This window comes from Acinetobacter sp. FDAARGOS_558 (genome assembly GCF_003937785.1).
Classification (GTDB): domain Bacteria; phylum Pseudomonadota; class Gammaproteobacteria; order Pseudomonadales; family Moraxellaceae; genus Acinetobacter; species Acinetobacter baumannii.
This window is the reverse complement of the sequence record NZ_RKJH01000001.1, coordinates 3993384-4005491: the sequence shown is the minus strand read 5'-3', so window position 1 is coordinate 4005491 and position 12108 is coordinate 3993384. Positions and strand designations below refer to the sequence as shown.

General features: G+C 40.4%; 13 protein-coding genes. 10 read left to right on the top strand and 3 right to left on the bottom strand.

What is annotated here, in order from left to right; all coding sequences use genetic code 11:
- Nucleotides 1–8 precede the first annotated feature (8 nt).
- A complete protein-coding gene (locus tag EGT34_RS19310; protein ID WP_000102766.1) occupies nucleotides 9–440 on the bottom strand; it encodes a CidA/LrgA family protein in 432 nt (143 codons plus the stop codon).
- 110 nt (nucleotides 441–550) lie between these two features.
- Between EGT34_RS19310 and EGT34_RS19305 the strand changes: the two genes are divergently transcribed.
- From EGT34_RS19305 to yghU, 3 genes are all read left to right on the top strand, one after another.
- On the top strand, nucleotides 551–1456 hold the full coding sequence (locus tag EGT34_RS19305; protein WP_000949917.1) for a LysR family transcriptional regulator: 906 nt from the start codon (nucleotides 551–553) through the stop codon (nucleotides 1454–1456).
- A 119-nt stretch (nucleotides 1457–1575) separates the two neighbouring features.
- The gene (gene yfcF / locus EGT34_RS19300) at nucleotides 1576–2202 is read left to right on the top strand and encodes a glutathione transferase (protein ID WP_001058353.1); all 627 of its coding nucleotides are present in this window, start codon (nucleotides 1576–1578) and stop codon (nucleotides 2200–2202) included.
- Between the two features lie 33 nt (nucleotides 2203–2235).
- The gene (gene yghU / locus EGT34_RS19295) at nucleotides 2236–3096 is read left to right on the top strand and encodes a glutathione-dependent disulfide-bond oxidoreductase (RefSeq protein WP_001285225.1); all 861 of its coding nucleotides are present in this window, start codon (nucleotides 2236–2238) and stop codon (nucleotides 3094–3096) included.
- 37 nt (nucleotides 3097–3133) lie between these two features.
- Here yghU and EGT34_RS19290 read toward each other — a convergent pair whose 3' ends face one another.
- Entirely contained in the window at nucleotides 3134–4054 is a 921-nt protein-coding gene (locus tag EGT34_RS19290; protein WP_000357077.1) for a LysR family transcriptional regulator, read from the bottom strand.
- A gap of 125 nt (nucleotides 4055–4179) precedes the next feature.
- Here EGT34_RS19290 and EGT34_RS19285 point away from each other — a divergent pair, with 125 nt between their 5' ends.
- The 5 genes from EGT34_RS19285 to EGT34_RS19265 all read left to right on the top strand — a co-directional run bounded on the left by EGT34_RS19285 (nucleotide 4180) and on the right by EGT34_RS19265 (nucleotide 9734).
- Nucleotides 4180–4917: an SDR family oxidoreductase gene (locus EGT34_RS19285; protein ID WP_001027429.1), complete on the top strand. Its 738-nt coding sequence runs from the start codon at nucleotides 4180–4182 to the stop codon at nucleotides 4915–4917.
- Nucleotides 4918–5155: 238 nt separating this feature from the next.
- On the top strand, nucleotides 5156–5665 hold the full coding sequence (locus EGT34_RS19280; protein ID WP_000992231.1) for a rhodanese-like domain-containing protein: 510 nt from the start codon (nucleotides 5156–5158) through the stop codon (nucleotides 5663–5665).
- Nucleotides 5666–5683: 18 nt separating this feature from the next.
- On the top strand, nucleotides 5684–6625 hold the full coding sequence (gene epsC, locus EGT34_RS19275) for a serine O-acetyltransferase EpsC (protein WP_086230959.1): 942 nt from the start codon (nucleotides 5684–5686) through the stop codon (nucleotides 6623–6625).
- 240 nt (nucleotides 6626–6865) lie between these two features.
- Nucleotides 6866–7798: a family 2A encapsulin nanocompartment shell protein gene (locus EGT34_RS19270; RefSeq protein ID WP_001107594.1), complete on the top strand. Its 933-nt coding sequence runs from the start codon at nucleotides 6866–6868 to the stop codon at nucleotides 7796–7798.
- Entirely contained in the window at nucleotides 7773–9734 is a 1962-nt protein-coding gene (locus EGT34_RS19265; RefSeq protein ID WP_000211577.1) for a family 2A encapsulin nanocompartment cargo protein cysteine desulfurase, read from the top strand. The genes EGT34_RS19270 and EGT34_RS19265 overlap by 26 nt, the downstream gene beginning before the upstream one ends.
- Nucleotides 9735–10199: 465 nt before the next feature.
- Here the strand turns inward: EGT34_RS19265 and EGT34_RS19255 are convergent, their stop codons facing one another.
- Nucleotides 10200–10838, bottom strand: a complete 639-nt coding sequence (locus tag EGT34_RS19255; RefSeq protein WP_024437491.1) for a LysE family translocator — start codon at nucleotides 10836–10838, stop codon at nucleotides 10200–10202.
- A gap of 91 nt (nucleotides 10839–10929) precedes the next feature.
- On the opposite strand from EGT34_RS19255, the gene EGT34_RS19250 reads away from it, so the two are divergent.
- Nucleotides 10930–11865 carry a LysR family transcriptional regulator gene (locus EGT34_RS19250; RefSeq protein WP_024437490.1) on the top strand — a complete coding sequence of 312 codons (936 nt, stop codon included), beginning with the start codon at nucleotides 10930–10932 and terminating at the stop codon, nucleotides 11863–11865.
- 75 nt (nucleotides 11866–11940) lie between these two features.
- The gene (locus EGT34_RS19245; RefSeq protein ID WP_001990052.1) at nucleotides 11941–12060 is read left to right on the top strand and encodes a hypothetical protein; all 120 of its coding nucleotides are present in this window, start codon (nucleotides 11941–11943) and stop codon (nucleotides 12058–12060) included.
- Nucleotides 12061–12108: the final 48 nt, after the last annotated feature.

The following is a 12108-nucleotide window of genomic DNA, read 5'->3' as shown; positions in this document are numbered from 1 at the left end:
TATGCTCTTTAGATATGCTTATGTTGAAGACGTTTTCTAGCCTCTAAGTAAGCCTTCAAACGATTGTAATAATGAATAGTCAGTGAAGTGCTTAACATGACTAAAATGGTTCCAACCGCAATGCTTAAGACGATTTGCCATCCTTCGGTCATAAACAGGGTTTTATACTGGACAACGGCAACGACTACAGGCACAAAAAATAGTAATAGCTCACCTAAAACCACGGTTGCTCCCATTGCCACCTGATCCATTTTGATAATTTTAAAGAACAGGCATAAAAGCAATAAAAACATACCTAAAATACCTGCCGAGACAGGCACACCGAGTTTTTGGTGTAAGAGATATCCGATCCACCAAAAACCAGCCAAAATGAGAATTTGTTTAACTAACACGAACAGTGATGGTTGTGAGGGTGTTCCAGAAGCAGATTCAGTACTCATTTTTCGAAATTAAATGGTTAACTACACTATTATGCTAGCTTGATTAAACCTGCTAAATATGAATTATTCATGTTAATATTATTCCAAAATGGAATAATCTATTCTTTATTATGCTTTCTCTAAAATCATTACAGTGCTTTGTTACTCTGGTTAAAACTAAAAGTTTTACCCGTACTGCTGAAGAGTTATATCTGACTCAGCCCACCATTAGTAAAATATTACAACAACTCGAAGAGCAGCTTCAGGTACAGCTTTTAGTTAAACCCGATCATGGACGAAAAAGACAAATTGAATTAACCGAAATTGGAGAGCGTATTTATCAACATGCGGTCGAGCTTCTTCAGGCAGAGCAAAACATCTTTCTTGAAATAGAAAACTATCAACAATTAAAAACAGGTACTTTAAAACTTGGCGTTCCACCTTTAGGTTCACAGCTCCTAACGACTGCCCTATTTGACTTTCATCGCCAATGGCCAGATATTGAATTGGCTTTTATGGAAGTGGGTTCACGCGGTATTGAACAGGCTTTACTCAATAATGAGCTAGACGTTGGTGTTTTATTGCAACCTTTTGATGAACAAACTTTTAATAGCATCGAGTTATGTAACTACCCTTTAATGGTACTTTTACGTCGTGATGCAACTTGGGCAACCCGCAAAAAAATAAATCTAGAAGAGCTACAACACCAATCATTTTTAATGTTTCCTGAAAATTTCTCTTTAAACAGTATTATTCTCGATGCATGTAAGCAGCATGGTTTTTACCCAACCATTGCTTGCCGTACCAGCCAATGGCACCTTTTGGCAGACATGGTGCTACAACGTATGGGAATCGCGCTTCTTCCTCAATATTATACAGACATGCTTGACCCAACTTTATTTGCAGCAGTGCCACTCGAAAAACCAAATATTCAGTGGCACTTAGTGATGGCTTGGAAAAAGAATCTTCCTGTCTCACCAGCAGTACAAGCTTGGCTTAGCATTGTCCGTCAACATTTTCAGCACATTAAACCCTAACGTTGACCACCGAAATAGCTTAGTTCAAAAACCGATAAAGCTTTTCCACAAAAAAGCTACCCAATCTTGGCTTAGCTCACTTAGACTAGACCCATCTGTTTATCACACGGACAATAACAATGAATAACGAGCATTTTAAGCTGTATACAGATTCACAATTTCTAAGTCCCTATGCATTTACAGTTTTTGTAGGACTACACGAAAAACAAATTCCATTTGAAATAGCAACCATCGACTTAGGCCAGCAAGGCCAGTTTGAAAAATCTTATATAGAAAAGTCATTAACTGCCAAAGTGCCTGTACTTGAGCATAATGATTTTGCCTTATCAGAATCTTCTGCCATTTTGGAATATTTAGAAGAACTTTATCCAGACACAGCTATTTATCCAAAAGATATTCAAGCTCGCGCAAGAGCAAGACAAATACAGGCATGGCTCAGATCGGACTTAGTGGCACTAAGAACTGAGCGTCCAACCGATGTTATTTTTATTAAGCCCACCTCCACTCCACTTTCAGAAGAAGGCAAAAAAGCAGCCGAGAAACTTTTCTTTGTTGCAGAAAAACTTCTTGTATCTGATGCCGAATTTCTTTTTGGTTCATGGAGCATTGTAGATGCTGAACTTGCCCTGATGTTGCAACGCCTTATTCAAAATGGTGATGCTGTACCACAGCTTTTAAAAACCTATGCATTACAGCAATGGCAACGTCCGTCTGTACAAAAATGGCTTGCCTTGCGACATAAATAAATCCTTATATTTACACCAAACATGAGATAAAAAATGAGTGATTCAAACTATATTCCTCCACAAGTTTGGCAATGGACTGGAGAGAAAACCGATTTAAACCAACCTACCTCAGGTGCGCGTTATGAACATACACTTCCTGTAGGGAAACATCCGCTCCAGCTCTACTCTTTAGCAACGCCTAATGGTCAAAAAGTCACTATTTTGCTAGAAGAGCTTTTAGCATTAGGACATCAAGATGCTGAATATGATGCATGGCTGATTAAAATTGGTGAAGGACAGCAATTTGGTAGTGGCTTTGTAGAAATTAATCCAAACTCTAAAATTCCAGCGTTAGTTGACCATAGCCAAAACCCACCATTAAGAGTGTTTGAATCTGGCTCAATTTTGCTTTATTTGGCTGAAAAGTTTAAAGCTTTCATTCCAACTGATATTGCTGCACGTACTGAATGTCTCAATTGGTTATTCTGGCAAATGGGCAGCGCGCCCTACTTAGGTGGTGGTTTTGGGCATTTTTATGCTTATGCACCCGTTAAAATTGAATATGCAATTAACCGCTTTGCCTTGGAAACGAAACGTTTACTTAATGTATTAGATAAGCATCTAGCAAAAAACGAATATTTGGCTGGTTCTGAATATAGCATCGCTGATATTGCAGCGTTCCCTTGGTATGGCGGTCTTGTTAAAAACTGGGTGTATAACGGCGCGGAGTTTTTAGGTGTCGATCAATATAAAAATGTTCAACGTTGGGCAGATGCGATTTTAGAGCGCCCTGCGGTACAACGTGGCCGTATGGTCAATCGTACTTTTGGTGATTTAACTACGCAGTTGCATGAACGCCATGATGCGAGTGATTTTGAGACCAAGACTCAAGATAAATTGCAGAATCAGTCTTAAAAATATCATTTAGTTTTTGACTTACCCGCAAGATATTTCATTTTTGCGGGTATTCAAAGTTGGCAAAATAGCCCGTGTATAACTCACTCAGCCAAGCGACAAAAACTCGTACGCGTGGCGAGAGCTGCCGATGCTGCGGATATAATGCAGAAACTGACATCTTCGGGATTTCCCACTCAGATAAAACCTGAACCAGACGCCCATTTTTTAATTCATTTGCCACATGGTAGCGCGGTACTTGAATTAAGCCAGCCCCTTGTAAGGCAGATAATACATAGTTTTCAGCATCATTTACCGCGATCCAACTTTTCAAAAAATAATCTTGTTTTTTGCTATTCACCATCAATTCAAATGGGTAATTCCGTCCGCCTGATGTCGAAAAGAAATTGACACAATAATGTGATAATAAATCTTCTGGTTGCTCTGGCGTTCCATGTTTATTTAAATAGTCAGGACTTGCACAAATCACTTGCGGCATATCGACCAAATGTCTAGCAATTAAAGTGGAATCATCTAAACGCCCCGCTCTCACCACGCAGTCTATGCCTTCCCTGATCAGATCAACCAAGCGATCCCCCGTACTGATTACCAGTTCAATGTCGGGGTATAACTCGTGAAATTGATCTATATTGGGTAAAACAATTTTAGTTGCATGTGCGCCTGATAAATCGACACGTAATAAACCACGGGGCTGAGCAATTACATTGCGTAAAGATGATTCGGCATCATCAAGTTCCGATAATATTTGTGTGCAGCGTTCATAAAATGCCTGTCCATCTAGTGATGGCCTTACATGCCGAGTCGTCCGCTCTAGTAAACGGCACTGTAAATTACTCTCTAACTCCTTAATGGCATTACTTGCTGTAGCACGTGGGATATTTAGCTGATCGGCTGCCTGACTAAAACTACCCAGCTCTACGATGCGGGTAAAAAGTTGCAAGGTATCAAATTTATCCATGGTGCTATCTTTTAACCCTACCTATTATTAATTTATATGGAATTATCTTATCCAATTCTGACGATTTATCCCATATTTCTATATTATTAAAATAAGCCATACTTACTCAAACAGGCAATCTAAAAATGAATATTTCAAGAAAAACAGCTCTGATTACTGGCGCATCACGTGGTATTGGCCGTGCTGTTGCAGAACGTTTAGCTCAAGATGGTTTTTATGTGATTGTTAACTATGCTGGCAATAAAGCGCATGCCCAAGCCACTGTAGAACATATTATTGAGCAAGGTGGTCAAGCCTCAGCTATTCAAGCGGACGTCGCAAATGAACATGAGGGGAGTCGTTTGTTTCAAGAAGCTAAAGCGATTAACGGTCAGTTAGATGTGGTAGTTCATAGTGCCGGTATTATGCCTATGGCAAAAATTACACCTGAAAGCCTGCCAGATTTCGATAAAGTGATTCATACCAATTTACGTGGCGCGTTTTTAATATTGGCGCATGCGGCCAAAACGGTGCCAGATGGTGGCCGGATTATTGCGCTTTCAACCAGTGTAATTGCCAAATCTTTTCCGGCATATGGCCCCTATATTGCTTCAAAAGCAGGTGTTGAAGGTTTGGTACATGTGTTAGCAAATGAGTTACGTGGGCGAAATATCACTGTAAATGCTGTTGCGCCCGGCCCGACAGGCACTGACCTTTTTTACAATGGAAAAACTGAAGAGCAAGTGGCAGCTATTGCAAAACTTGCTCCATTGGAACGAATCGGGACACCTGACGAAATTGCTGGCGTAGTTGCCATGCTGGCTGGTCCAGATGGGCGCTGGGTAAACTCTCAAGTCATTCGTGTAAATGGTGGATTTGCTTAATTTTAAAAACCGTGCGGATTATTTTAATCTGTACGGTTTTTTACTAAATAATAAAATTTCTTAAATCTATTTTATTTTAATAACTTTATAAAATTAACTAATACTAATTTATATAAAATATTCACCGCTCTTATTTATCAAAATAATATATATAAATAGATATTCCTTATTTTTGCTTATATTTAAAACCGCGTAAATTGAACCTTAACAATCTGAATCAAAGATAAGGATATATTCAATGAACGCTAAATTAAATACTGATACTCCGCAAAGTTTTATCTCAAATGGTTCAAATACGTCCTTTTCAGCCGAAGATATCCTTGCTAAAGCACAGCAATATGCACAAGAACACGAACTAAATTTTAGTGGCAGTTTATCACCTGTTGACGCATGGCAACTCGTACAACAAGGAGAAGCCGTTTTAGTTGATGTGCGTACTAATGAAGAACGTAAATTTGTGGGTTATGTCCCTGAAAGTATTCATGTCGCTTGGGCAACAGGCACGTTATTTAATCGTAATCCACGCTTTTTAAAAGAACTTGAATCAAAAGTTGCTAAAGACAAAACCATTCTTTTGTTATGTCGTAGTGGCAACCGTTCAGCACAAGCTGCCGAAGCCGCATTTAATGCAGGTTTTGAGCACATTTATAACGTTCTTGAAGGCTTCGAAGGCGATCTAAATGATCAACAACAGCGTAATCAGAAAAATGGCTGGCGCATCCACCAACTTCCTTGGCAACAAGACTAATACTTCAATCAATTTTCAGTGAATCAAGGAAAGCTTGTGACTCAATGGAACATTAATGCGGTTGTACAAGGTTTACAACAAGCAAGGCATGACTGGCGTCAGCAACAGCACAGAACAAAAGAATTTGGAGGCCGTGAACTTCCATCTAAAGAAGCTTTAAAGGCCATTTTAGATGACCTGTGCGGGATTTTATTTCCAATGCGTTTAGGCCCTGCCGACTTACGCCAAGAAACTGAAGATTCTTATATTGCCTATACCTTAAATCGGGTGCTAACAGCTTTACATGCTCAAGTACAACTGGCTTTGAATTATGAAGCGAAACGACATTTGAGTCATTCAAGCCCAGTGCAGCAGCCACAAGAACTTGCTCAAACTATTGTGCAGGATTTTGCCAACACTTTGCCCTCTATACGGCGCCTTTTAGACGGCGATGTGCGGGCGGCTTATGAAGGTGATCCAGCAGCACATAGTGTAGACGAAGTATTACTCTGCTATCCGGGCATATTTGCGATTATTTATCACAGAATTGCCCATCAGCTCTATGCTCAAGTGCCTTTATTGTCACGCATTATTTCGGAGTTGGCTCACTCTGCAACAGGTATTGATATTCATCCGGGTGCACAAATCGGTAAAGGATTTTTCATTGATCATGGTACGGGTGTGGTGATTGGTGAGACTTGTGTGATTGGGGAACGCGTTCGTATTTATCAGGCCGTGACTCTTGGAGCAAAACGCTTTGAAACCAATGATGATGGTGGTTTGAAAAAAGACTATATACGCCATCCGATTGTTGAAGATGATGTCGTGATCTATGCAGGTGCCACTATTTTAGGCCGTATTACCATTGGCCGAGGGTCAATTATTGGAGGGAATGTTTGGCTAACCCATAGTGTTGCTGCAGGTAGCCAGATTTTACAGTCACCGAATGAGTCTTATCAAAAAAATCATATTGCTGGTTAAAAACTATAGATGTGAAATAAATAGATAAGGAGATAAATAAACAAAGAACGTGCAGATTAATAAAATGCTTATTTCTAGTTTAAATATATTTTTATTTAGAAAATAGATAACTCATTAATAAGCTCAGTATTTAAAAAATTTATAACGCGATTTTAATTTTAAAACCAGAACTAATTCTAGTTTATATACATCCTAGAATTTTTATTTTCAAAAAGCCAATGTAATAAGGAAAAATGATTCATGGCGAAAAATACAGACAAAGCCCAACTTGCACTTGGGGACCATGCGGCCCGTCAACTGGCCAATGCAACTAAAACAGCTCCCCAGCTTTCTACAATTACTCCCCGCTGGCTGACTCACTTACTTCAATGGATTCCTGTTGAAGCAGGTATTTATCGCCTAAACCGTGTCAATAATACCGATGATATTCAGGTGGCTTGTACACAACGTGATGAAGCAACTTTACCTCAGACTTTTGTTGATTATGACCCTGAGCCACGCGAATACTTTTTAAATGGTGTCTCTACTGTTTTAGATGTGCATACACGTGTTGCCGACCTTTACAGCAGCCCACATGACCAAATTAAAGAACAGCTTCGCTTAACCATTGAAACCATTAAAGAACGTCAAGAAAGTGAGCTCATCAATAACCCTGAATACGGTTTACTAGCAAGTGTGACAGATGACCAACGTATTTCGACTTTAAATGGCCCACCCACTCCTGATGATCTTGATGATTTGCTACGTAAAGTCTGGAAAGAACCGGGATTTTTCCTAGCACACCCTGATGCGATTGCAGCATTTGGCCGTGAATGTACACGCCGTGGTGTACCGCCTCCAACAGTTAGTCTGTTTGGTTCGCAGTTCATTACATGGCGCGGAATTCCACTTATTCCATCAAATAAAATCCCTGTAGAAGATGGCAAAACTAAAATATTGTTGCTTCGTGTTGGTGAAAAACGTCAAGGGATTGTTGGTTTGTTCCAACCGGGTCTTGCGGGTGAACAGTCACCGGGGCTTTCAGTACGCTTTATGGGAATCAACCGTAACGCGATTGCGTCGTATCTAATCTCGTTATATTGCTCACTTGCAGTATTAACAGACGATGCTTTGGCAGTGTTAGATGATGTGGAGGTGGACAAATATCATGACTACCCAGTTAACTACAAGTAATCTGCAAGGTAGTCCAACGGGGCCTGAAGTGACTGGTGTTAACCCACCAGCCAACTTCCCTGATGAGTCCACCATTGCTCGACTTGCTAATGAGTTTTTTTCAGCAGTGCCAAGCTCAAGCAGTTCGACTTCTTCATCGGGCCTTAACTTGGACTTACCTGTCGGAGCGCCACCTCACCCACCGCAACCGGGTGAACCATTTTCTGCACTCAGTGGTCGTGCGCCCAATATCGCCTTTCAGAAAAGTCTCAATCCGGAATATCCTGAGCATATTCCAAATTTGCCAGACTATCCTGAACGTCGAATTGTAGCGTCTGCGCCTGTGGTGGGTGGAGCTAATTTGCCACGCCCACCATTTGAACCACATTTGCCAGAAGCTGCTCATAGTGAACCCAATGTGCCACGCATTGAACCAAGCTTACCAACGGGTGCTGGTGAATCACCTTATTATTTTTTAAATGATTTTTCTGCTCCGAATGCAGCAGAGCCATCTGTTAAAGGTGTTGAAGATAATTATTCGGTTGCACAGTCTTTTCAGTTGCCACATGGTGACCAGCTAAAGTCCTTACTGACGGAAGATCGTTTTGCAACGAACACGCCTCCCCAAAGTTCAGCAAGCTCTGCATTTTATTTTTTAGACTTGCCTCAAAGTGGACAAAGTTATAGTCACTATCAACCATCACAACCCACTTTTGTAGCAAGTAGTGCTCAACCACTTGATGTGCATGCCATACGTCGCGATTTTCCTATTTTACAGGAACGCGTCAACGGTCGACCTTTGGTCTGGTTTGATAATGCAGCGACCACACAAAAACCGCAGCGTGTGATTGATCGGATTGCTTATTTTTATCAGCATGAAAACTCAAATATTCACCGTGCTGCCCATGAGTTAGCGGCTCGTGCAACCGACGCCTATGAACATGCGCGAAATGTGGTTGCTCGATTTATTGGTGCACCCTCTTCCAAAGAGATTATCTTTGTACGAGGAACAACCGAAGGCATTAACCTGATTGCAAAAACATGGGGTGAGCAAAATATTGGTGAAGGTGATGAAATTATTGTTTCTCACTTAGAACACCATGCCAATATTGTGCCTTGGTATCAACTCACTAAAAAAACTGGAGCGAAATTAAGAGTCATTCCTGTGGATGACACGGGCCAGATTATTTTAGAAGAGTTACCAAAACTGATTAATGAACGCACTAAACTGCTGTCGATTACTCAAGTTTCAAATGCTTTGGGTACAGTCACACCTGTTGCTGAAGTCATTAAAATTGCCCATGCCAAAGGTGTACGCGTTTTAGTTGACGGTGCTCAATCTGTTTCGCACATCCCTACCAATGTACAAGCTCTCGATGCAGACTTTTTTGTGTTTTCTGGACATAAAGTGTTTGGGCCGACGGGCATTGGTGCGGTATATGCCAAACCAGAGTTGCTAGAAAGCATGCCTGTATGGGAAGGCGGCGGTAACATGATTCAGGATGTCACCTTCGAACAAGTAGTTTACCAACCTGCACCAAACAAGTTTGAAGCCGGAACTGGAAACATTGCCGATGCTGTTGGTTTAGGTGCTGCACTTGAATATGTGGAGAGTCTAGGTATTCATAACATTGCTCGCTATGAACATGATCTACTCGAATATGGTCAAAATGCACTGAGCAGTGTGTCTGGTTTACGTCTGATCGGAACGGCACGTCACAAAGCCAGTGTGATGTCCTTTACCTTACAAGGCTATTCAACTGAACAAGTCGGTAAAGCTTTAAATCAACATGGTATTGCGGTACGTTCTGGGCACCACTGTGCACAGCCAATTTTACGTCGTTTTGGTGTAGAACAAACCGTGCGTCCGTCTTTGGCTTTTTATAATACGACGGAAGAAATTGATTTATTGGTGTCGGTGTTACATCAACTGACACGTAATAGGCGTAGCAATTAAATTTATTAAAAAAGACTGCTTTCGAGCGGTCTTTTTTTATGGATTATTTATTAAAACTACTTGAGCTCAAAAATCATTTATAGATGTAATAAGTCAAAGTAGTTATCACTGCGGAGTCTTATTACTTTAGATCCGATTTCTAGGTTAGCCTTCGGCTCGAGCTAAAAGTCATTAATAATCTAAAAAATTTAAAGTGCTTATCACGGCGGAGTCTTACCGTTTTCAAATCCAAAGAAAGTAGCTAATTCCATTACTTTTTTAAAAAGTAACCAAAAACTTTCTCATCCACAGAACCTGTTCTCTGTTTTCATCTTTCAAAAAATATTGCAAATACATTATCTTTATAAATTATGGGCAGGCTGTGGATGAAATTTAGCACTAGCAAATGCAAGTATGAGCTCCGTTGTGCTAGTCTAAAAACTTGCAGATGACTTTAACCTGAGGAAATATCAATAGATATCCAACTTAATTAAACAAACTCCAAATCAATCTCAACGCAATCCCAATCAACAACACTCCCATCACCCTCTCAAAATAAACTCCAAACTCCAAAAATCTTTTACGTACGATAGGCTGTGCAAACAATACACTCACCACCATAAACCAGATGGCATTGACCATACACATCCAAACCCCATAAAAAACCTGAACTTTCATTGGTGTGGCCGTACTTACAACCGTCGTAAAAATTGCCAGAAAAAAGATAGTGGCTTTTGGATTTAACGCATTGGTAAGAAAACCCATCGTAAAAGCTTTAAATAAACTTGGCGTGTCACTACCTGCTTGGCCATTAATATCAATAGTGGTATTCGGCTGGCTACGTAAACACTGCCATCCTAAATACACTAAGTAAGCTGCCCCCGCTGTTCTGATCAGTGACATGAGCCATTCGCTTTGCTGAATCAAAAAGCCAATACCAACAAGTGTATAAAACACATGTACTGAAATTCCGACACCAATACCAATTGCAGTCAGACATCCAATCAAATAACCATAACGTACACTTTGTCTTACCGTAATCACAAAATCTGGTCCCGGTAAAATCACCGCCATAAAGTGAATAAGAGCTAGCGTTAAAAACTCATGCCCATACATCTGCCACATAACAATTTAGTTTCCTGAAAATCACCTAAAAGATTGTATTGCGATTTTTTAAACGCGATAATCCAATCAAAATCCAAATAACTTTTGCCTCATGAGCACAAATCAAAGTCCGGTTCTGTTAAATGAAATGGCGACCTTCGTTAAGGTTGTCGAGTCGGAAAGCTTTTCTGAAACTGCACGCCAGCTAGGTACAACACCTTCTGCTGTGAGCCGCGCGATTGCCCGTTTAGAACGTGCTTTAGGTACCCGCTTACTCTATCGGACTACACGGAAACTTCGTTTAAGTGAAAGTGGACAACAGGTCTATCAACGCTGTTTAGATATGGTGAATGCGGCACAAGCAGTCATGGAAAGTTCGGGTCAATTTCATGTTGAGCCAGAAGGTATTATTCGTCTGAGTGTTCCGAAAGCTGTGGGACATTTTATGATTCATCCGCATTTACCCGAATTTTTAGGACGTTATCCAAAAATTGATATTCAAATGCTTTTAGAAGATCGCTATGTAGATCTCATTGATGATGGCGTCGATTTAGCGCTTCGAATTACAGAGCAACCACCGGGTGGCCTTATGGGTCGAAAGCTGATTGATATTGATCACTTGGTTTGTGCCACACCTGAGTATTTGTCCAAGCATGGCACACCGAACCATCCTCATGATTTAAAGCAGCATGAATGTATTTACTTGGGTGAACAAGCCAGTGACTCAAAATGGAAATTTCAGCAAGGAAACAAATCGATCAGTGTGGCTGTGCGTGGGCGTTATGCAGCAAATCATACGGGTGTGCGTTTGAGTGCTGCATTACAGCATTTAGGTATTGCGAGCTTGCCGTACTTCGTTGCACGCCATGCTCTACAACAAGGTACCTTAGTTCAGGTTTTACCAGATTGGTATTTTAAGACCTATTATAGCGGTGGGCTGTGGTTACTCTACCCACCGACACGGCATGTCCCGCCTAAATTGAGTGTGTTGATTCAATATTTGGCAGATAAATTAGCAGCAGAGCCGACTTTATTTAAGTTAAAGTAATATAAAGTCAAAGAATTAGCACGATTGAATCCTACCTTTAAACTCTAAAGCAATCAGCTAATTCTGTTACTTTTTTTGGAAAAAGTAACCAAAAAACTTTCTCATCTACAGAACCTGACCACTGTTTACATCTATAAAAAATATTGCAAAAACATTACCTTTATAAATTATGGGCAGGCTGTAGATGAATCTTAGTTCGAGTAAATACTATCTAGAGTTCTAATCATTAGAGGTTATTAGCAC